General features: G+C 68.3%; 15 protein-coding genes. 4 read left to right on the forward strand and 11 right to left on the reverse strand.

Features of this window, described 5'->3' with window-relative positions; genetic code table 11:
* Nucleotide 1 precedes the first annotated feature (1 nt).
* Both DB30_RS25795 and DB30_RS25800 read left to right on the forward strand, forming a co-directional pair.
* Nucleotides 2–3,949 (forward strand): efflux RND transporter permease subunit, encoded by a 3,948-nt coding sequence (locus tag DB30_RS25795; RefSeq protein ID WP_240480326.1) that lies wholly within the window; start codon nt 2–4, stop codon nt 3,947–3,949.
* Nucleotides 3,950–3,962: 13 nt separating this feature from the next.
* Nucleotides 3,963–4,466 carry a cupredoxin domain-containing protein gene (locus DB30_RS25800; protein WP_052553685.1) on the forward strand — a complete coding sequence of 168 codons (504 nt, stop codon included), beginning with the start codon at nt 3,963–3,965 and terminating at the stop codon, nt 4,464–4,466.
* Between the two features lie 63 nt (nt 4,467–4,529).
* Here DB30_RS25800 and DB30_RS25805 read toward each other — a convergent pair whose 3' ends face one another.
* The 8 genes from DB30_RS25805 to DB30_RS25840 all read right to left on the reverse strand — a co-directional run bounded on the left by DB30_RS25805 (nt 4,530) and on the right by DB30_RS25840 (nt 14,182).
* Entirely contained in the window at nt 4,530–5,585 is a 1,056-nt protein-coding gene (locus DB30_RS25805) for a radical SAM protein (RefSeq protein WP_052553687.1), read from the reverse strand.
* Nucleotides 5,586–5,641: 56 nt separating this feature from the next.
* Entirely contained in the window at nt 5,642–7,885 is a 2,244-nt protein-coding gene (locus tag DB30_RS25810) for a hypothetical protein (protein WP_052553689.1), read from the reverse strand.
* A gap of 405 nt (nt 7,886–8,290) precedes the next feature.
* Nucleotides 8,291–9,346 (reverse strand): SMP-30/gluconolactonase/LRE family protein, encoded by a 1,056-nt coding sequence (locus DB30_RS25815; RefSeq protein WP_052553692.1) that lies wholly within the window; start codon nt 9,344–9,346, stop codon nt 8,291–8,293.
* Nucleotides 9,347–9,369: 23 nt separating this feature from the next.
* Nucleotides 9,370–9,990 carry a hypothetical protein gene (locus DB30_RS25820; protein WP_146660611.1) on the reverse strand — a complete coding sequence of 207 codons (621 nt, stop codon included), beginning with the start codon at nt 9,988–9,990 and terminating at the stop codon, nt 9,370–9,372.
* 77 nt (nt 9,991–10,067) lie between these two features.
* On the reverse strand, nt 10,068–11,021 hold the full coding sequence (locus DB30_RS25825; RefSeq protein WP_052553696.1) for a DUF1684 domain-containing protein: 954 nt from the start codon (nt 11,019–11,021) through the stop codon (nt 10,068–10,070).
* Nucleotides 11,018–11,971 (reverse strand): hypothetical protein, encoded by a 954-nt coding sequence (locus DB30_RS25830; RefSeq protein WP_052553698.1) that lies wholly within the window; start codon nt 11,969–11,971, stop codon nt 11,018–11,020. The genes DB30_RS25825 and DB30_RS25830 overlap by 4 nt, the downstream gene beginning before the upstream one ends.
* A gap of 190 nt (nt 11,972–12,161) precedes the next feature.
* The gene (gene pgi / locus DB30_RS25835; RefSeq protein WP_052553700.1) at nt 12,162–13,838 is read right to left on the reverse strand and encodes a glucose-6-phosphate isomerase; all 1,677 of its coding nucleotides are present in this window, start codon (nt 13,836–13,838) and stop codon (nt 12,162–12,164) included.
* A gap of 131 nt (nt 13,839–13,969) precedes the next feature.
* Nucleotides 13,970–14,182, reverse strand: a complete 213-nt coding sequence (locus DB30_RS25840; RefSeq protein ID WP_052553702.1) for a hypothetical protein — start codon at nt 14,180–14,182, stop codon at nt 13,970–13,972.
* 413 nt (nt 14,183–14,595) lie between these two features.
* Between DB30_RS25840 and DB30_RS25845 the strand changes: the two genes are divergently transcribed.
* Nucleotides 14,596–14,862: a hypothetical protein gene (locus DB30_RS25845; protein WP_052553704.1), complete on the forward strand. Its 267-nt coding sequence runs from the start codon at nt 14,596–14,598 to the stop codon at nt 14,860–14,862.
* A gap of 60 nt (nt 14,863–14,922) precedes the next feature.
* Here DB30_RS25845 and DB30_RS25850 read toward each other — a convergent pair whose 3' ends face one another.
* Nucleotides 14,923–16,590 (reverse strand): glycoside hydrolase family 10-like protein, encoded by a 1,668-nt coding sequence (locus DB30_RS25850; RefSeq protein ID WP_146660615.1) that lies wholly within the window; start codon nt 16,588–16,590, stop codon nt 14,923–14,925.
* On the opposite strand from DB30_RS25850, the gene DB30_RS25855 reads away from it, so the two are divergent.
* Complete coding sequence (locus tag DB30_RS25855; RefSeq protein ID WP_052553708.1) at nt 16,589–17,698, forward strand: AAA family ATPase; 1,110 nt, start codon at nt 16,589–16,591, stop codon at nt 17,696–17,698. The genes DB30_RS25850 and DB30_RS25855 overlap by 2 nt on opposite strands.
* Nucleotides 17,699–18,022: 324 nt before the next feature.
* Here DB30_RS25855 and DB30_RS25860 read toward each other — a convergent pair whose 3' ends face one another.
* Nucleotides 18,023–20,200 (reverse strand): vWA domain-containing protein, encoded by a 2,178-nt coding sequence (locus DB30_RS25860; protein ID WP_052553710.1) that lies wholly within the window; start codon nt 20,198–20,200, stop codon nt 18,023–18,025.
* Nucleotides 20,197–21,297, reverse strand: a complete 1,101-nt coding sequence (locus tag DB30_RS25865) for a DUF58 domain-containing protein (protein ID WP_052553713.1) — start codon at nt 21,295–21,297, stop codon at nt 20,197–20,199. The genes DB30_RS25860 and DB30_RS25865 overlap by 4 nt, the downstream gene beginning before the upstream one ends.
* Nucleotides 21,298–21,305 lie beyond the last annotated feature (8 nt).

Below are 21,305 nucleotides of genomic sequence, written 5' to 3' on the forward strand. Positions count from 1 at the left end.
CGTGGTCGAGTCGAGCGAGTCGGGTGTCTCGGCGTCGATGTCGGGGGAGATCGAGAGTCTGGATCTGGATCTCGGTGACGACGACGAATCTGGCGAGCCGCTCGAGCCGCTCGAGCATGACGACAATTGGGCGAAGCTGCTCGGGTGGTTCGTGGCCAACCGGCTCGCCGTGTTCGTGCTCGCGCTGCTGATCGCCCTGGCCGGCGTGTGGGCTTCGCCCTTCGTGTGGGACACCGGCCCGCTGCCGCGCTCGCCGGTGCCGGTCGACGCGATCCCCGACGTCGGCGAGAACCAGCAGATCGTGTTCAGCGAGTGGCCGGGTCGCTCGCCGCGGGACATCGAGGATCAGATCACCTACCCGCTGACGACCGCGCTGCTGGGGATCCCGGCGGTCAAGACGGTGCGCAGCGCCTCGGCGTTTGGGTTCTCGACGATCTACGTGATCTTCGAGGATGACGCCGAGTTCTACTGGGCGCGCAGCCGCGTGCTCGAGAAGCTCGCCTCGCTGCAACCGGGGACCGTGCCCGAGGGCGTGAGCCCGACCCTGGGACCCGACGCGACCGCGCTTGGCCAGGTGTTTTGGTACACGCTCGAGGGCCACGATCCGGCCACGGGAGAGCTCGTGGGCGGCTGGGATCTGCACGAGCTGCGCTCGATCCAAGACTGGACCCTGCGCTTCGCCCTGCAGTCGGTGTCGGGCGTGTCCGAGGTCGCGTCGATCGGTGGGTTTGTCCGGGAGTACCAAGTTGACGTCGATCCCGAGGCCCTGCGCGCGCAAGGGGTCACGCTCGATCAGGTCGCGCGGGCGGTCGCCGGATCCAACTTGGACGTTGGCGCGCGGACCCTGGAGATCAACCAGGTCGAGTACCTGATCCGCAGCGTTGGCTTCATCGAGGATCAGCGCGACATCGAAGAGGCGGTGGTCGTCTCGCACGAGCACACCCCGATCCGCGTGCGCGACGTGGCCCGGGTCAGCATGGGTCCGGCCCAGCGCCGGGGCGCCCTCGACGACGCTGGCGCCGAGGTCGTGGGCGGGGTCGTGGTCGCGCGCTACGGGGCCAACCCGCTCGAGACGATCGAGGCGGTCAAGCAACGGATCGCCGAGATCCAAGCCGGGCTGCCGCGCAAGACCCTGGCCAACGGGCGCGAGAGCCAGGTCACCGTCGTGCCGTTTTACGATCGCACGGAGCTGATCCACGAGACCCTAGACACGCTCTCGACGGCGCTGTGGCAGGAGATCCTGGTCACGATCATCGTGGTGTTGGTGCTGCTGCGAGACCTTCGCAGCTCGCTGTTGATCTCGGCGATGCTGCCGCTTGGCGTGCTCGCGACCTTCGTGGTCATGAAGCTGACCGGCGTCGACGCCAACGTGATGGCGCTTGGGGGGATCGCCATCGCAATCGGCACGATGGTCGACATCGGGATCGTGCTGACCGAGAACATCGCGACCCGGCTGCAAGCGGGCGCGGGCGCGGGCTCGATTGATCAGCGCGCCCAGATCGTGCGCCGGGCCGCGTCCGAGGTCGCGCCAGCGGTCGTGACCTCGGTGTTGACCACCGTCGTCAGCTTCTTGCCGGTGTTTGGCCTGACCGCGTCCGAGTCGCGGCTGTTCACCCCGCTGGCGCTGACCAAGACCTACGCGATGGTGGGCGCGCTGGGTCTGTCGCTGCTGATCCTGCCCGCGCTGGCGCTGGTGCTCATGCGCCCGCAGCCAACCAAGCCCGCGCACCCGCGCGGTGGCCCCGGTCGGCGGGCTCTGGCGTCGATGCTGCGGTGGGTTCACCTGCGCGACTGGGTGCTCGCGGGCCTCGGGCTCGCGCTGTTGATGTGGGTCCACGTTGGGCTTGGGCTGTTGGTCCTCGCAATGGCGGGGTTTCGCCTGGCCCGACCGCTGCTGCCCAAGCAAGCGGTGACGGTTGGGGTGGTGGTCGAGAACGTCCTGGCGATCATCGTGGTCGCGCTCGCGCTCACGCGCAGCTGGCTGCCGCTTGGGCCCGCGCCCGGGGTCGCCGTCAACGCGCTGTTCGTGGGCGGGATCGTTGGCGGGGTGGTCGTGGGTCTGCGCGCCTTCATGTGGCTGTACCCGGCGCTGCTGCGGGTGTTCTTGCGACACAAGCTCGCGTTCATGCTCGCGCCCGCGCTGGTCGTACTGCTTGGCGCAACGGTGTGGCTGGGCGCGCTGCGGGTGTTTGGCTGGGCGATCGACGAGGACGAGACCCAGCGCGGGACCGTGGCCACGACCTTGGTGAGCGCCGCCCCCGGGTTTGGCCGCGAGTACATGCCGCCCTTCGACGAGGGCGCGTTCTTGTACATGCCCACCACCATGCCGCACGCGTCGCTGGGCCAAGCGCTCGAGATGCTGCAGCAGATCGACGCTGCGATCGCGGCGATCCCCGAGGTGGATCGCGTGGTCGGCAAGCTCGGGCGGGTCGACAGCGCGCTGGATCCCGCGCCGGTCTCGATGATCGAGACGGTGATCACCTACGTGCCCGAGTACAGGATCGAGGCCGACGGCAGCCGGGTCCGACAGTGGCGCGACCAGATCCGCACGACCCAAGACATCTGGGACGAGATCGTCGCGGCGGCGCAGATGCCAGGGTTGACCAGCGCGCCCGTGCTCATGCCGATCAACGCCCGCATCGTGATGCTGCAAAGCGGCATGCGGGCGCCGATGGGCATCAAGATCGCGGGGCCGGATCTGGAGAGCATCGAGCGCTTTGGCCTGGCGCTCGAGCCGATCTTGCGCGACGTGCCCGAGCTGCGGGCCGAGACCGTGTTCGCGGATCGGGTGGTCGGCAAGCCCTACCTCGAGCTCGAGCTCGATCGCCGCGAGATCGCCCACCAGGGCCTGACGATCGCCGAGGTCCAGCATCAGCTGCAGGTCGCCCTTGGCGGCATGGTGTTGACGCGCACCGTCGAGGGCCGCGAGCGCTACGGGGTCCGGGTTCGCTACATGCGGGAAGATCGCGACTCGCTCCCGGCGATCGAGCGCCTGCCGATCGCCGTCGCGGGCCAAGAGCCGATCCCGCTCGGGCAGCTCGCACAGGTTCGCTACGTCCGCGGGCCGCAGATGATCAAGGCCGAGGACACCTTCGCGACGGCCTACGTGTTGTTCGATCGAGTCGCCGAGGTCGCCGAGGTCGAGGCCGTCGAGGCCGCCCACGCGCGGATCGAGGCCGCGCTCGCAAGCGGGGAGCTGGTCCTGCCAGACGGCGTCAGCTATCGGTTCTCGGGCAGCTACGAGAACCAGCTGCGCAGCGAGGCGCGCCTGCTGGTGCTGATCCCGGTCGCGCTCGCGCTGGTGTTCATCCTGCTGCACCTGCGGTTTAGGCGGGTCGCGGTGACGGTGATGATCTACTCGGGCGTCGCGGTCGCGGTCAGCGGGGGGTTCTTGCTGCTGTGGGCTTGGGGCCAGCCGGGGTTCATGGACTTCGAGCTGCTCGGCACCAACATGGGCGCGCTGCTTGGAGTCGGGCCGATCAATTTGTCGGTCGCGGTCTGGGTGGGTGTGATCGCGCTGATCGGGATCGCGACCGACGACGGCGTGGTCATGGCCACGTATCTGTCGCAGAAATTTGCGAGCGCGCCGCCGCGGACGGTTCAGGAGATCCGCGCGCGCACGCTCGACGCGGGCAAGCGACGCGTGCGTCCGTGCCTGATGACAACGGCCACGACCTTGCTAGCCCTGATGCCGGTGGTTGCGTCACAAGGGCGCGGCGGTGACGTGATGGCGCCGATGGCGGTGCCGATCCTCGGCGGCATGTTGATCGAGCTGCTCACGCTGTTCGTGGTCCCGGTGCTGTGGTGTTGGATGGAAGAGATCAGGTTCGCGCGCGCGCGGCGGGCCGCTGTCGTCCAGCGAGTTGGCCCAAACCGGCGACAGCCGAGCGTGCGCGTGCGCCTAGACGAGCCGGTGGAAGCGAAGCTCGAATCGAGCGAAGATCTGTAGAAGCGAAGACGACATGTTGCGCAATCAGACGATCACGAATTTCTTGGCGCTTGGTTTTGCGGCGGCGCTGGTGTGCCTGCCCGCCTGCGACAAGGGCACGGACAAGGCTGGCGCCGACAAGGCTGGCGCGGACAAGGCTGGCGCGGACAAGGCTGGGGCGGACAAGCCTGGGGCGGACAAGGCCGCGCCCGCGACCCCAGCGGCGGACGACAAGCCCGACGCGGCGGCGGACCTGGTCGAGATCGACGGCGACGGGCGGATTGACGTGATCGTTGACGCGGGCGGCTACCACCCCTCGGAGGTTCGGGCCCCGGCCGGCAGCAAGGTCACGCTCGCGTTCACCCGCACGACCGAGCAAGGCTGCGGGCAAGAGCTGGTCGTGGAGGCGATGGAGATCAAGCGGACGCTGCCGCTCAACGAGGCGGTCGAGATCGAGGTCGTGGTGCCGGCCAGCGGCGAGGTCGGGTTCGCCTGCGGGATGAACATGTATCAGGGCAAGGTCGCGCCGAAGGCCTGAGCGCTGGGGCGCGGATTGACATCCCGCGCGCCGCCGACGAGCGCGGGGTGTTCGAGCTGACGCTCACGGGCGGCGAGCCGCTGCAGTGGGGGACACCACATGGACACGAAATGTCCCGGTATCGAACAAGAGCACGACGCGCTCGTCACGTCGGACTCGAAACCGGCCAGGGCTGTCCCGGATGTGCTGCGCCAGCGTGCTGTCCAACGGTCGCGGCTCTCGGCCGAAGAGCGCTGCGGGATGCGCCCAGCTGAGGTCGAGCGCATGGGGTGCTGGCTCGCTGAAGTGCATCGGATGGCGGTCGAGACAGCGATCCATCAATGTGTCGCCAATACGACCGAGCTGGTCGTGTCCACTGGGAAAGCCCGGCTTCGCGGGCGCTCCTCGCAGCAGCGTACCATCGGGCTGGACCAGGACGTACAGGCCGCGCAGATGGGCCCCTGTCAGCTCGGAGATCGGAGCCGACAGCGAGGGCGTGCCCGCTGCCATGCTGGAGAGGCGCAGATCAAACGCCGCCGGCAGGTCCTCGCGCATGCTTGCGATCTCCAGCTTCAGTTCGCGCAGCGCCGCGGGTGTCAGCGGCACCATCCCACAGCCGGGTATCGCATGCAGCGGCGAGAGATCGTGTGCGGCCACGCCCTCGGCCACCAACATCTGCGTCAGCTCCCGCCAGCGGCCGAGGTTCCCCATGTGCACCACGGTGACCACCTCGACCTGGTCGACGCAGCTGCGGAGCCTGCGGAGCCCCGCCAGGGCGCGCGCAAAGGTGCCCGGTCCCCTGACCTGCTCGTGCACATCCACGGGACCATCCAGGCTAATACGAACGCGACGAGGCGCGAGCGCCGTGACGAGCTCGAGCCCGCGCGCGTCGATCAGCGTGGCGTTGGTGGCGATCTGCAGCGACGTGAACCCCAGGCGCACCCCCGCCGCCGCCACGTCCTCGAGCCCCGGCCACTGCAGCGGCTCGCCGCCCGTGAGCGTCACCTCGAACACCCCGCGCTCGTCGGCGGCGCGCAGGATGTCGAGCAGCGCCGCCCCCGACAGCTCCGGGTGAGGGTCATCGGAGCGTGATGCACAGAACCCGCAGCGCAGGTTGCATCGTCGGGTGAGGTCGACCATGACCCGCAGCGGGTCGACGCCCCCGTCCGCACGGACCAGCGGGTGTGAGCACGCAATCAAGACACTGTCCAGGAGTCGTCCCCGCTGGCCACCATGGTGATCGGAGCAGATCGCCCCGGCGCGTCGGCGTCTGCCAGGTCCTTGGTGAGCTCCACCAGCGCGTTGAAGGGCACGACCTCGGTCTCGATCACATCTCGCAGAAAGCTGTCGCGGATCTTGCGACGATACGACTTCAGCTGGTTCCGCGCATAGTTGTTGTACCCCGCGTAGTCCACGGACGCGTGACAGTTGGTCGTCGTCATGAACGCGCTGTTCGAGACGTTGAACACCTGTCCGGTGCGCGCGTCCCGGTAGCGCAGGAGATAGGCGCCGAACCCTTCATTGTAGCGCTCGGGGGACGAGCTGATCTCACCCATGCGATTTGACATCAGCTGGTTCAGCACGGCGACCATCGGCGTCCGGGATTCATCCACGAACGCGTTGATCTGGAACTGGGTATCGAACGCGGTGTTCTCGTACAGCTCCAGTTCCTTCATCAGGACCGTCTTGTAGCGCGCCACTTTCCAGAAGTAGGGCAAGGTCTGAAGGAGTCCGGCGTTCGCGGAGTAGAGCACATTGCTGAGATTCAGCAGCAGATCCCCGTTGATCGACTTCAACTCGTCAGCCAGGTTGTCCAGCTGGAGCGGGTTGGCGTTGGGCCCGAAGGTGCTGGCGTTGTGATGATACGTCTGCATTTTCCGCTCGATCCCATCGATGTAATTCGACAGTTGACCGAGCTCGAACGTGGCCAGCGCCTCGCCGATCATCCGGGTAAACTCGGCCCGGATCTCTGCCCACGTCGGCACCGGTTCCTTCGGCCACACCAGCCCGATCACGGTGCCAACCATCTGGAAAGGTGGGATCCCCGTCAGGTGCCCCATGGTGTTGAAGAAGGCCACGGTCAGGTCCTTCTCGCTGGGGGGCGTCGCGGCCCTGAGCGTCGGCGTTGGCGTCGGCGCCGGCGCCTCGACGAAGGACCAGGTCGGAAACACAGGACCGGCATGATCTGTCTTGGTCCAGGGCCGCAGACCCAGCGCCCCCTCGCCGCCGATCTGCAGATAGGCGCCCGAATGAGCGCCGACCAGGAAATAGGTAGCGCGGGTGGTCGCCGGCTGCCCGCGCGGGATCTCCATGGCGCGCACGAAGAAGCTACCGCCCGCCTGCGGGCCGTCCGCCAGGATCGGGCCACAGTCGGACTTGCTGTCGTGGAGGTAGCGCCCGTCCGATGTGGACTGGAGTTGGAACACGTCTTCAGTCATCAGCGCGGCTCCGGGCTGCTGGTTCTGCGCACCCAGCAACGTCCACACCGCTGGCCCCTCGTCCTCGTCGAGGGTCCCCGCAGCGCCGAGCAGGCCGCCGCTGCCGATCGGCCAGGCGCTGCCGCCACGGAGCACGACCCGGTCGCCAAACCGCAGCGGGCTCGATCCCGCGTACCAGCCCTCTGGCGGCACGCCGACCGCGGTCGCGCAGCAGCGCACCACGCCCGCGACCGCGTCCTGCAGCTCGAGGGTGAGGTCTCGGGTCACGTGGGCGAGGTAGTGCTGAAGCTGCGATCCGTTGGGCTCGTTGACAAGCACCTTCTCATACCAGGCCGTCCAGTCCGCGGCGTACTCATCGTCGGCCCACGGGTCGATGATGCCACCGTCACAGCCCTGAGCGATCGACCTCGAGCGCGCCGTCACGGCGGCATCCGCCGCCTCCCGGAGCGCTTCGGCGTACAAGCGAAACGTGGCCTCGAGGCGCTCGTCCGCGGCCGCCCAGCCGCCTCGCCGCGCCCCGTGAGCGGTGCGCATCATCTCGATCTGCGTCGCTAGGTGGACGATCATCAGCCGGCACAATAGGGGCACCCGCTCGGAGCCCCCGGACTCCAGAATCAGACGTCGCCCCGCTTCGCCAGCTTGCCGTTCGAGCGTCTCGAGCCCCGACCACCGCGCCTCGACAGCCTCGACATCCTCGACAGCCTCGGCATCGCGCGTGTATCCGCGGAGGGCATCGGGTCGCCCCGCGAGCCAACCATCGAGCACGGCCGCGTGCCGCTCCAATCGAGCCAGCTCACCCTCGACCCCGCTCTGAGTCAGCGGGCGCGGGCGCGGGGACGAGACATCGGGCTCGCTGCGCTTGCCAGGGGCGGCGAACAGCGCGAGCACCTCGTCCAGCACCGGCGCCTCAGGTGCGCGTGATGCCAGCAGACCTGCCGCCGCAGTGTTCTGACAGTAGAAGTTGACGATCTGATGGCGAAGACGATTGGTAAAGCGGGTCACGGGTGATCCTGGTACGGGATAACGCAGCTCTCACATGCGATGATTGTGATTCACGCACGACGTCGAGAACAATCCGCTGCCTCGACGCACCCAATCCAGTATTCGCGACGACGGCGCTCGGACAAATAGGCTGGTCAGATGATTGTCATCGATGAGGTCGATACTGCTCGCAACCGGCGTGAGTGGCCCAGGAGCGACGTTCGCCAGGCCGAGCCCGGTTCCCAGTCGACCACGATGAGCAGCCTTGCTCCGTCGTGCCACCGGCGCCTCGCGTGGTCTGCCCACCTCGCGCGACACCGTGGAGGCGATGGCGATCAGGCGGACGCTGCGTCCCGCTCAACGAAGCGGTCGCGATCGAGGTTGGGTTCGCCCGCGGGATGAACATGTATCGGGGCAAGGTCGGCGTCACTGCTTGCTCGGCACGCCGATCTCGACCTCGATCACGTTGTATTCGTTGTAGGGCTGGGGAAGAAACAGCGAGGTCTCGCTCCACTCGCCGATCCCCGAGCCCCACTGCAGTCCGTGGCCGTACTCGATCTCGTTCCAGTCCACGAATAGCTCGCCGAGACCGCCGCCGGCCGGGATCTTGTAGAGCCCGCGCGAGTGAAACTCGGCCGCGTACACGTTGCCGCAGGCGTCGACGCCAAGGCCATCGACGAGGGTCAGCACGCCGGGATCTTCGCCGCCGGTCTCGCTGCCGCCGGGGTCTTCGCCGCCTGTGTCGGTGCCCGTGTCGGTGCCCGTGTCCGAGGGATCGAGCGGTGGGTTGTCGTCGAGCGGCAGCGTGCCCCACTCGACGGGGGTCCCGGCTTCGCCCGTTGCGCTGATCGGCACCCGGTAGATCGTGGGACTCCGGCCTCCGATGAACAGGCCGTCGTAGTCGCGATCGAAGCTCAGCCACCGCGACGAAAAGTCCGGCGTCTCGAGCCAGACCTCGGCCTCGCCCGAGGCCGCGTCGACCCGCATCACGCGGATCTCATCGCCAATGAAGATGTTGCCGTCGCGATCTTCGACGAGCCCGAACGGGTACTCGAGGTTGCCGGCCAGCAGCGCCGAGCTGCCGTCTGGCGTCAGCACCAAGACCCGAAAGAACATCTCTTGGACCACGGCGAGGCGGCCGTCCGACAGCTGCCGCACGGCCGCGCGACTGGGGATGCCGGGCACCCACAGGGCCGGTTGACCGGTGGCGCTGGTGGCCCGAAATAGATCTTGGGTGTTGCTGCCGATCAGGTTGCCGAGCGGGTCGAAGGCGATGTCCGCGGCGCCGATCGGGCCGTCGAGCTGGCGGACCCGCGGGGCAGGGAGGTCCGCGCAGTCGTAGGACTCACCGCCGGACTCACTGCTGGTCGGGGTGGTCTCGCTGGCGTCCGCGCTTGGGGGCCCGCCGCATGCCGTGCCCAGCGCGATGACGCTGAGCGCGAAAGCAAGGGCGCCGACAGCCAATGCGTGGCGCGTGCTCATTGTGGGCATGGCTCGAGCGGCGCTCAGCGCTGGCGGCGAAGCGCAGGCACGAGCAAGAACAACGGGAGCGCGAGCAGTGCCCACGGCGAGGGTGGCGTGGCTTGAACGCTGCATCCACCGCCACCGCCGCCGCCACCGTCGGTGGTGCCGCCGTCGGTTGTGCCGCCGTCGGTTGTGCCGTCGTCGGTGCCGCCGCCGTCGTCGGTGCCGCCGCCGTCGTCGGTGCCGCCGCCGTCGTCGGTGCCAGACGGGGGCTCCTCGTCAACGTAGACCGTGACGCCGGTGGTGTAGCCGGTGCTGGCCTGGAGGCTGAGCGAGTGGACGCCCTGATCGAGCACGATGTCGGCGAAGGTGCAGCCATCGGGACAGTCTTGGACGCCGATCGACACGTCGTTGACGAACACCTCGACCGTCGTGATCGGGCCATCGTCGAGGCCTTGGTACACACCGATCTCCGCGTCGAACATCACGGGTGCGCCCTCGAACACCTCGTTGGGCAGCGGCGAGATGAACCAGGCCGTGGAGATGTCGCCGGCGAGGCCCTCGTCGCCGCTGGGGTCGGGCACGGCGAAGGCATCACCAGAGACGAGCATGAAGCTCGCGGCCGCAGTCAATGCAATGAGGAGTCGCTTGGATAGGTGCACGGGTCCATTGTGCCGTGAGCAGCCGTGGTCGATCATGGTTGCGCGCAGATCGACGATAAGCTGGCCCCGGCGGCGTTCTAGTGCGCGGTGGGGGAGCCCGCGCCCGCGCGGATGGCGACCTCGAGCGTGTTGTTTCGGGGCGGCACCGGGCAGTTGAAGTGCTCGCTGTAGGCACACAAGGGGTTGGTCGCGCGGTTGAAGTCGAGCTCGAGCGCGGTCCCGGTGGGGGCCTGAAGCTCGAGGTAGCGGCCCGCGGCGTAGCTCTGGTGCCCGCTGGTCTGATCGCGAAACGGGATCAGCAGCGGCTCGTTGGGTGTGGCCGTTGGCGCGTAGCCGAACGCTTGCAAGCTCAGCGCCTGGCCGTTGATCTCGAAGTGGGCTTCGCCGACCACGTACAGCGTCTTGGTCAGCCCGCGACTGGTCTGCAGCAGCACGCCCTCGCGGGTGGGCGAAGGCTCAAACCGGGCGGTGACGATCACGGCGCCGTCGATGGGAAACCACGCGACGCCGGGGAAGCTGGCGCGCAGCTCGGCGTCGCGGTCGTGGATCTGGACCCGCCAGCTCTCGCTCTGCGGGGAGATCGCAACGGCGAAGCGGCTGTCTTCTCCGTCACCGTCACCGTCGCCAAGGGGGATCAGCGTCGTCTCGCGAACCGTGGCCTCGCGGATGCCGGTCACCAGCAGCTGCTCGGGCGTGGCCTCGAAGCTCAGCTGCGCGGCGTCGTCAGCTTTGGCGGGCGGACCCCAGCTGCCGTTGAAGCGGGCGAGCTTCAGCTGCTCACCGGGCGCGAGGTAGTAGGCCGCGACCACCGTCAAGAACGAGCGATCGTCCTCGCGCAGCTCACGGTCAAGCTCGAGCTGAAACGCGCGGGCACGCTCGAGGGCGGCCGGGTCAGCGGTTGGTGGTGGGGCCGCGACGGGCGGCGCAGAGTCGGTGCGCGGCTCGGCGACCGTGCACGCGACGGCGAGCGCGGCCAGGGCCGCGAGCCACAGCGATCGTCGAGGGAGCAGCGGCGTCATGGTGTTCGTCACGCCAACAACCCATGGGCCTGCATGAACTCGCGCAGCTCGGGCCAGCAGCGCGCGAGGTAGTCGAACCGGCCCGGTCGGATCCCGTGGATCAGCGCGCTGATCTCCTGACCCGAGTGCACGCCGCGGTAGTTGTCCTCACGCTCGCCGAGCCGCGTCAGCGCGTAGGCTTCGAGCAGCTGCAGCTGGCGGATCCCCGCGCCCGAGACCGTGCCCTCGATCGCGTCCCACTTGCTGCCGAGCTCACGCAGCAGCTGCTCCCAGGCGTCGTCGCGAGCCAGCAGAAACGCGTTGGCCACGAACCAATGCCGCTCGAGATCCGCGGCGCAGCGGTGGCCTTCGGCGCGCCAGCGAACGGCCGCCTGCAGGTCGCCATCGAGCACCGAGGCCAAGGTTGCCGCGGCGTACACCGCTGGCGCCAGGCTCTGCAGGGTCTTGCGATTGCCCAGCCACCCCGAGTCGACGACCATGTGAATGCGCTCGCGGGCCTCGCTGAACTCGCCGCGGCGGATCGCCACCAGCGCCCGGTAGTAGGCGGCGAGCGGGCGGATGTTGGGTGGGGTCCGACGGCTGGCGAGGAGCTGATCGAGCAGCGACGCGGCCTCGTCGGCGCGCCCGAGGTCCAGCAGCTCGCGGGCGCGCTCGTTGGCCGCGATCGCCCGATGGGCATCGCCGCGTCGGCGAAAGCTCCAGCCCAGCAGACCGCCAAACAGCAGCGCGAAGGCCAGCCAGGTCCAGCTCGTCAGCGCCCAGCCCAGCCCCGCCAGCAGCTCGATGCCAAGCACCACACCAAACGCTCGCAGGGATACCTGGCGCGGCTTGAGGAGCTTCGGCAGCGCCGGGTTCACCTCGCGCGGCTGGCGTGCGAGCGAGGTCGGCTCGAGCTCCTGGGAAGGATCGTGGGTAGGCTCAGCGCCGGGGTTGGCGGCGGGCGGTGTGCTTTGCTCGGGCACGGGGCGGATGATAGACGCCCGCGGGCGAGGTCCGTGTGCACAACAGCAAACGGGACGCAGAAGCGGCTCTGCCGGTCATGCGGCGACGTTTGTGCGGGCGACCGCGGATCACCGCCGCCGTGGTGCACCCGCCGCCAAGAAATGCGCGGCGGGTCGTGACGCTGACCAGGGGCGCGTCGCTGCGGAGCGTCTAGGACGATCGTAAGGCGCGATAGCGGCGGATCAGCGCGTTGGTCGACGTGTCGTGGCCGAGCGCCTCGTCGCTCGCCGCGACCAGCTCGGGGACGATGCGCTTGGCCAGGACCTTGCCCAGCTCCACGCCCCACTGGTCGAACGAGTCGATCCCCCAGATCACGCCCTGGGTGAACACATCATGCTCGTACAGCGCAACGAGCCGGCCGAGGGCCGCGGGGGTCATGCGCTCGAGCATCATCACGTTGGTTGGGCGGTTGCCGTCGAACTCGCGGTGCAGCGCGAGCCAGGCCGGGCTGCCCTCGGCCTCGGCCTGCGCGGCGGTTTGCCCAAACGCCAGCGCCTCGGCCTGGGCGAACACGTTGGCGATCAGCAGATCTTGATGATCACCCAGGGGCGTGACGAGCGGGTTGAGGCTATTTGCAAAGGCGATGAAGTCCACGGGGACCAGGCGCGTGCCCTGGTGGATCAGCTGATAAAACGAGTGCTGCCCGTTGGTGCCAGGTTCGCCCCAATAGATCGGGCTGGTGTCCACGTCGACGCGGCGGCCGTCGACGCCGACCTGCTTGCCGTTGCTCTCCATCGTGAGCTGCTGCAAGTACGCTGGCAGCCGGTGGAGGTACTGCTCGTAGGGCAACACCGCCATGGTCTGGGCGCCAAAGAAATTGTTGTACCAGATCGACAGCAGGGCCTTGAGCACCGGGAGGTTGCGCTCGAACGGGGCCGTACGGAAGTGCTCGTCCATCTCGTGGAACCCGTCCAACATCGAGCGGAATTCGTCGGGTCCGATCGCCAGCATCGTGGACAGGCCGATCGCGGACGTCATCGAGTAGCGCCCGCCGACCCAGTCCCAAAACCCAAACATGTTGGCCGTGTCGATGCCAAACGCGGAGACGGCCTCGGCGTTGGTCGACAGGGCGACGAAGTGGCGCCCGACTGCGCGCGTGTCCCCCGTGTCTTCGCCAAGGCCCGCGAGCAACCACGCCCGCGCGGTGTGGGCGTTGGCCATGGTCTCGAGGGTGGTGAAGGTCTTGGACGCGATCACGAACAAGGTCCGCGCCGGGTCGAGATCCCGGGTCGCCTCGGCGAAGTCGGTTCCGTCGACGTTGGACACGAAGCGGAAGGTCAGCTTGCGATCGGCGTAGTGGCGCAGGGCCTCGTAGGCCATCGAGGGCCCGAGGTCCGATCCGCCGATCCCAATGTTGACCACGTTGTCGATCCGCTGGCCGGTGTGCCCTGTCCACGCGCCGCTGCGGACCCGCTCGGCGAAGTCGCGCATCTGGTCGAGCACCGCGTGGACCTGCGGGACCACGTCTTCACCGTCAACGAAGATCTGCTGGTCTCGCGGGGCTCGCAGCGCGACATGCAGGACCGCGCGGTCTTCGGTCACGTTGATCCGCTCGCCGCCAAACATCGCGTTGATCCGCTCGCGCAGGCCAGACTCGTTGGCGAGCTGGATCAACAGCCGCAGGGTCTCGTCGGTGATGCGGTTCTTGGAGTAGTCCAAGAAGATGCCCGCAGCTTCGAGGCTGAACCGCTCGGCGCGGGCGGGATCCTGGGCGAACAGCTCGCGCAGGTGCTGGGGCGCGAGTTGTTCGTGGTGGGCTTGCAGCGCTGACCAGGCAGGGCGCAGGCGCAACGCAGACGGTGGCGTGTCGGTTGGCGGGCTGGTCATGGGTCATGCTCGATGTTGGGCGCGATCCGTGTCAAGGATCCCCTTCGGATGGTTGGTCGGGGAAAAGGCTGAACGGGTCTGGGGACGGCCGTGACAACGTCATCGCCGGCAGCGCCCAGCTGGCGGGGAATCTACGGGACCGGATAGCCCCAGAAGTAGCGCTGGCCGGGCACGTAGCGGTCGAGCTCGCCGGACTCCAGGAGGGACTCCAACGCTGCAGCGATCTCGAGGCGCCGGGGCTCGCCGGCGTAGAAGAAGGGGCGGCAGTCCATGCCGGTCCATGCTTCGAGGCGGTGGCACAGCGGGAGGTAGGTCCCGATACCAGCGGGCGTTGCGGTCGTCACTCTCGAGAACCTCGCGCAACATGGGGAGATCCTCCGAAGCCGCAACGCTGGCGCAGACGAGGAGCGACACTCGGTTGAGCGCGAGCGGGTCGGGATGGTGAAAAAAAAGGCTGTAGGAGCCGAGCGTGACGGTGGTCGCCGTGCTTGGCCCGCTCGACCACTGCCGCCAGGACGATCCAGGGATTCGTCGAATGGAGCGGCGCGTTTGATAGCAGATCGAACTTGGGTGCGTGGTTTCAGTGCAGGCCGTTCCCGAGCCAGCTAAAGCAGCCGTGGAGAAAGGATGGAAGGTCTTCCGTTATCATCGTCGAGTTCTCCAGATCGCCTAGCTCAGGCCATGGACTTTGCGGTGATACACGCTCTTACGTTTTTTCGTGCGCGCGTTGTGCCGCCCTCGCAGGGTCGAGGTAGCCGTGGACGACAATCGCCGGGATGACCGCGACCGCGGCGACACGTACACCGACTTGGTCGACGCTGTCGTTCGCGGGACCTTGCACGGTACAGGCACACTCGACGAACTGAGGCTCCGTCGTGCCTACATCGTGGAGTTGGGCGACTGGGAGCAGATGATCGCCGAGTTGTTCATGGATGTGCTGGCGGATGAGGGGTGCCTACGCCGGGCGCGGACACCGTCTTCGCCCGGCGTCCGTGGCACGTACATCGTCGAGTTCGACGAATGAGATCGACGGGCTACCAGCCCTTCGACCGACGGAGCTGCGCGCGTTGAGCGTACCCAAGCCTCACAGTTCGACAACCACCCCCTGACTCTCGACGTTGTGCCACCCAGCCGCCGTGATCGCCCAGCGCCCAGGCCCAAGCTCAACCGCGTCCCCCCCAAGCGGATCCACGGGAACGATCTGATCAACCCGCCAAGCCCCGCCCTCCTCCGCATAAACCACCCACGCCCGCACCCGCTGCCCGGGCGCGGCGTCGAGCATCGCCGAGTCGCCGCTCAACGCAACCTGCGGCGGCGCCACGACCTGATCGAGCCGCTCCGCCAGCGCCGGGGTCAAGGCCGGCTGCCCGTAGAATTCATCGTACAACGCCGCGTTGATCCCCAGCGTGTCCGCGAGCAGCGGCTGGACCTGAAAGAACACGTTGCCCCTGGAATTCTGGTCGCTGTACAAGCGACTGAGCTCAACCTGCAACAACATCTCGTCGAGCGTCCAGTCCGCGTCCGTGCCCAGCTTGCTCAGATAATTCCCCGCGAACACATACCGCGAAGGGTTTTGCTGGGTCCACCAGTCGAGCAGGACCTCGTAGTCTTGCTGGGCGTAGGTCGTTGGCCAATACAGCTGCGGCGCCAAATAGTCGACCCAGCCCTGCTGAAACCACAACAATGGATCCGCGTAGAGCTGCGCATATTGGTCAAACCCCACAATCCCCTCGGGGATACCTGGTCGATAGATCCCAAATGGCGCGATCCCAAACCGAACATCCGGGTCCGCGGCGTAGATCGAGTCGTGCAGCTCCTCAACGAGGTCGTTGACATTGTCGCGGCGCCAGTCGGCCAGCGCGAGCATGCCCCCGTCTTGCAGGTATTGATTCCAGGTCAGGTCATCGGGGTAGGGGCTGCCGTCGGGGTAGGGATAGAAGTAATCGTCGAGGTGGATACCGTCGATGTCGTAGCGATCAACGATGTCAATCACCACGTCAACGACGTGCTCCCGGACCGGGATCGCGCCGGGATCCATCCACAGCCCGCCGTTGTAGACGTGGGCGTGCGCTGGCTGTTGCAGGGCAATGTGCGGCTGGGCCAGGCTCGCGGCCGCCGAGGCTGCGGCCCGGTAGGGGTTGATCCAGCCGTGGACCTCGATGTTGCGCGCGTGGGCCTGCTCGATCAGAAAGCTCAGCGGATCCCAGCCAGGGTCGCCGCCTTGGGCGCCGGTCAGGTAGCGGCTCCACGGCTCGAGCTGCGAGGCATACAGCGCGTCGGACTCTGGCCGGACTTGGAACACGATCGCGTTGAGGTTGATCGCCTCACAGGTCTCGACAATGTCGATCAGCTCGGCCTGCGCCGCGCCAATGTCCAGGCCGCTGTTGCTCGGCCAATTGATGTTGTAGACGGTCGCAACCCACACGGCTCGAAACTCGCGCTCGTGATCAACATCGACCAGCTCGGGCATCGGCCGGTCGGGGAGGTCGGACACGCCGGTCGTGTCTGAGTCGCCGTCGCCGTCGCCGTCGCCGGGGTCGCCGTCGCCGTCGCCGTTGGTCTCAGCGGACGAACCGGTCACGCTGGTGTCTTCGTGGGCGGTGCCCTGCGAGCAGGCAAGCGTGAGGCACAGAATCGGGAAGGGGAGACGACGCGACACATGCATGCAGGTTGTGCGGGGATCGTACACGATCCCGAGCAGACGCCGGCCCATCGACGTGATCGGTGCCACGGGGTATGAAAAGGACGCCATGACCGACGGACTCGCGCGGCTTCACATCACCGGCTTCGGCTCGCTGGCCGACGTCAGCCTCGAGCCTGGGCGGTTGACCGTGCTGATTGGCGCCAACGGATCTGGAAAGTCGAACCTGTTGCGGGCGCTGCGAATGGTGCCGCTCATGCGGACGGGCTCGCTGCAGCGCTTCGTGGCCGAGGCGGGTGGCGCGTCCGCGTTGCTGCACTACGGGCCCAAGCGTACCCAGGCGATCAGCGTTGAACTCGAGTTTACCCAGTCGGGGCGTCGCAACCGGTACTTCGCCCGGCTCGGCTTCGCTGCGGGAGATCGGCTCATGTACCTCGACGAGTCAGTCGGAGAGCAGCCCGATCCAGACGCGCCGATGCGAATGACCTCACTCGGCACAGGCCACTGGGAGTCGTTGTTGCGGGACACCAAGGCCGACACCACAGCGCAGACCGTCAACTACTGGATCTCGCAGCTGAGCTTCTTCCACTTTCACGACACGTCAATGACGTCGGCGCTGCGGACCCACGCGCGCGGTGAAGATGATCGCTTCTTGCGCTCGGACGGCAGCAATTTGGCGGCCTATCTTGGCCGCCTCGAGCAGAGCTCGGACGAGGCCGATCAAAAGGCGTGGCACCGCATCAATCGCTTCGTCCATCGGATTGCCCCATCGGTGAAAACGCTGTGCCCAACGCCAGTGCACAACGGTGGCACCAGCGTCCGGCTGGACTGGATCGATGACCAAGACGAGCGCTTCGGCGCACACCAGCTGTCCGATGGCACGTTGCGGGCGATCGCCCTGATCACCGCGCTGGCTCAGCCAACCGACAAGCTGCCCAAGTTCGTCAGCATCGACGAGCCCGAGCTTGGACTGCATCCCGCGGCGATCCGGCTGCTCTCGGAGCTGGTGCGCTCGGTCTCGCGGCATACTCAGGTCTTGTTCGCGACCCAGTCCACCGCGTTTCTCGACTACTTCGAGCCCCACGAAGTCGTTGTGGTCGAACGAAGCGCCGGCGCGAGCTCGTTTAGTCGACTCGTCGCACACTCTCTCGATGGCTGGCTCGAAGACTACAGCTTGTCCGAGATCTTCGACAAGGGTGTGATCGGGGGCCGTCCGTGACGACCTTCATTCGGCTGATCGTGGTCGTCGAAGGTCCGACGGAGGAGATCTTTGTCAAAGAAGTGTTGGCACCACACCTCTCGGCTCGACGGGTCCACGCGTCGGCGACGGTCGTCGGCAAGGTGTTGGCACAACGTCGCGGATCTGGAGGCCGAGGAGGTGGAGGGGGGCACTTTCGCAGTTGGCGTCGAGAACTTGGCCGAGGCCAGCGTTACGTGAGCGCTCAGCGGGTCCCGCTTGCGTGGCGCAGCGGCTTGGGCCCGTGCGGAAGCTGATAGCTACGTCACCGCGATTCCCACCCGCGTCGTCGCGCGGAGCAACGCGTCAGCGCGCCAACCACAACCGGGCGCCCGCCTCGATACCAAGCAGCAACAGCACGATCAACGCCAGCTCGCGCCAGCGGGGCTCGTAGATCGTCACGGTCCCGACTTCGCCGCTGGGCGCCGCGCGGGCGAGCGTTGCGGGGCTGGTGTCGGCCTCGCGGGCGTCGAACTCGACCACGAAGCGCTCGGCGTCTTCGCTCGATTGGGTCTGGGCGCTGTCGTTCTCGCGGGCCCGGGCGCGGTAGTGCCCGGGGGAGTCGGTTGCGTCGAAGCTGGCCAGCTCACCCTCGTGCTTGGGCGTGACCGGCAGGCTCTGGCCGCTGGGGGTTGTCACGGTGTAGGCGGTCGCGCGCGCGAAGGTCTTGCGTGCACCCACCGACACGACGCCGCCGCCACCAGGGCCACGCGCGCCGGCCAGCCACGCGAGCGTGCGCGTCGCGAGGGGGACGAAGCCGGGTCGCAGCGGGAGGTCGCCCCAGTCACGGTCGATCGTCGTCGTCAGCAGGGCGACCCGACCCAGCATGTGCTCGCGGGTGATCAAGGCTGGCGCGCCGCTGGTGAAGGCGACCGCGATGTCGGCTCCGCGGCGCGGGTCGGGCTCGAGCAAGAACATGCGCCGCGCTCGGGTCCCGCCAAGATCGATGTCGGCGGTGGCGTCGGTGGTGGCACCAGCAAAGATCGGGTGCGAGAGCTGAACCGGGGCGATGCTCTCGCCGCGGGCTTCGGTGCGGCCGGGTGCGGTGCCGGTGTAGATCGCCTCGCGCAGCAGCAGCGGCATCAGCTCGCCAAACCGGGCGTTGTAGTCGGTCGCGCTGACCCGATCACCCACGGTGATCCACAGGCCCATGCCCGCGGCCACCCGGGCGCGGATCCGCGGCGCGAGCTCGGCCGGCAGCGCCCGCACGTTGGCCAACACGAGCACGTCGACGTCGGCGAGGGGGTCTTGGCTGGCGTCGCCGCGCAGGCGATCCTCGAGCTGATCGAGGGCGAGGCCGCGCAGCTGCATGCGCTCGGCCAGCTCGCTGGCGCCGAGCGCCGTCGAGAGAAAGAAGATCTCGTCGTTGGCCCGGGTCTCGCTGGGATCGCCGTTGACGACCAGGACGTCGACGACCTCGGTGGTCGCCAACCACACGTGTCGGCGATCGTCGACCGGAAACGGATCGTCTTCGCGGTCGAGCAAGTGCACGCGGGCCCGGGTGCCGCGGTCGCCGTCCTCGTCGCCGCCAACGTCGAGGGTGTGGGTGAACTCGAGCGAGGCGTCGGCGTTGGGCTCGAGCGCGACGCGGGTCCGCGCGACCTCGATGTTGTCGATCTCGAGCGCCGCGGTGACCTCGAGGGTCTCGTGGTCTCCGTCCGTATGGGGCCCGTAGCGGTGGACCAGCGCCTGAATCCGCACGGCGTTGGGATCGAGCTCGGGGGCCGGCGTCCACTCGAGCTCGCGCAGCCCAACGTGCTCGGGCGGCGGCGGTGGTTCGGCGCCTGGGACCCCGCGGGTGGGGACGCCGACCACGGTCACGGCGGCCGCGGTCAGCTCGGGCAGCGACGCGAGGCCGCGGTCGGTGGGATCGCCGATCGCATAGATCACCCGCGGCCTAGCCTGCGAGTCGGACAGCAGCGCGCTCGCGCGGGGCAGCGCCTCGGCGAGCGTCCAGGCGCCGGGGCGAGGGCCCCGATCTTCGCTGCGCATCCAGCCGTCGATCGCGGCCCGGATCCGCGGGCGACCCTGGCCGAGCTCGCTCAGCGCCACCGATGGCGCGCGTGGATCCGAGATCGTCAGGCCCACGCTGCTACCCGGCGGGAGCGCGTCGAGCAGCGTGTCGAGCCGCTCGAGCGCGCGCTCTCGATCGCTGCGGCCGTCCACGCGCAGCTCCATGCTGGCCGACGCGTCGAGCAGGATCACGGCGTCGTGCGGCTCGGCGAGCACCGCGACGGCGGCCTCGCTGCCGACCACGGGTCGCGCGAGCACGACCACGAACAGGGCCAGCAGCAGCAGTCGGATCAACAGCAGCGGCCAGTCTCGCAGCTCGCGACGCTGGGTGATCACGACCTCGCGGGGGGCCACGAAGCGGACCGCGGCGAACCGGATCTTCTGCGGCTTCTCGCGCCCGAGCAGGTGGGCGATCAACGGCAGCGCCAGGCCGAGCAGGCCAAGCAGCGCGAGCGGGGCCAGCAGGCTCACGCGGGCCCCCGATCCTGATCCTGATCTCGATCATGACTCACCGCGTCGGTCGGGACCCCGGCCAGGCGCCCAAGCAGCTCGAGCAGCTGCGCCGCCGGGTCCTCGTCGGTGACCACCCGCGCGAGCAACAGGCCGCCGCGCTCACACGACTGCTCGAGCCAGCGCAGGTGGGCGTGGAGGCGCTCGAGGTAGCCCGCGCGCATGCGGGTCCCTGCACCTTCGATCGTGGGCCGACGCGCGCGGAGATCCTCGAGCTCGAGCACCCGCGGTTGATCCCACGGGAACTCGAGCTCGTCGCGGTGCAGCACTTGGACCAGCGCAACATCGTGGCCGCCAGTTCGCAGCAGCGTCAGCCCATGCTGAAGCGACTCGTCGGCGTTGCGCTCGGGTGGCTCGCGCTCGGCGTCGGGGCGCACCCCCGCACCCTCGCCGCCAGGATCCAGGAAGTCCGAGATCACCACGACCAGCGCGCGTCGGCGCAGGCGGGGGGCCACGGCCTCGAGCAGCGATGGCCACGGGCAGTCGCCGCTGGCCTCGCTGGCGAACATGTCGGCGATCGTTCGCAGGCGATCCCGACGGGCGACCGGTTCGATCGCGGCGAGCTCGGTCGCGCCGTCGCGGCCAACCGCGAACCCAACCCGATCACCTTGGCGCAGCGCCAGGCTGGTCAGCGCGGCGGCCACGGTCCCCGCCCGCCGCCACTTTTGATCGTGAAGCCCACGCTCGCGGCCGTAGGCCATGCCACCCGAGCCATCGAGGAGCAGGACCAGGTCGAGCTCCTCTTCGCTCTCGGTCTGGCGGATCACCAGCCGCTGCGAGCGTGCGGCCGCGCGCCAGTCGAGCCGGCGTGGATCGTCGCCGGGCACGTAGGGCCGGTAGTCGCGAAAGTCTCGGCCGACACCGGGTCGCAGAGATCGGTGCGCGCCGTGGCGAGCTCCCGCGACCGGTCGGCGCACCAGCAGCTCGCGGTTGGCCAGCGCGGCCCGCAACGGCGCCGGGATCAACCGCGCGATCGGGTCGTCTGGATCGTCGGCGAGGGTGTTCGATGCGCCACGCGCTCGGCTCGGCTCGTTTGGGTCACGAGGGTCGGAAGGCACGAATTCGT

Source organism: Enhygromyxa salina (assembly GCF_000737335.2).
Lineage (GTDB): Bacteria > Myxococcota_A > Polyangia > Nannocystales > Nannocystaceae > Plesiocystis > Plesiocystis salina_C.

Bases quoted from the DNA above. Each gene is read 5' to 3' on its own strand.
- DB30_RS25815 (WP_052553692.1), bottom strand. From the start codon at position 9,346: ATGAGCACGCGCCACGCATTGGCTGTCGGCGCCCTTGCTTTCGCGCTC.
- DB30_RS25855 (WP_052553708.1), top strand. From the start codon at position 16,589: ATGACCGACGGACTCGCGCGGCTTCACATCACCGGCTTCGGCTCGCTG.
- DB30_RS25800 (WP_052553685.1), top strand. From the start codon at position 3,963: ATGTTGCGCAATCAGACGATCACGAATTTCTTGGCGCTTGGTTTTGCG.
- DB30_RS25850 (WP_146660615.1), bottom strand. From the start codon at position 16,590: ATGGCGTCCTTTTCATACCCCGTGGCACCGATCACGTCGATGGGCCGG.
- pgi (WP_052553700.1), bottom strand. From the start codon at position 13,838: ATGACCAGCCCGCCAACCGACACGCCACCGTCTGCGTTGCGCCTGCGC.
- DB30_RS25805 (WP_052553687.1), bottom strand. From the start codon at position 5,585: ATGGTCGACCTCACCCGACGATGCAACCTGCGCTGCGGGTTCTGTGCA.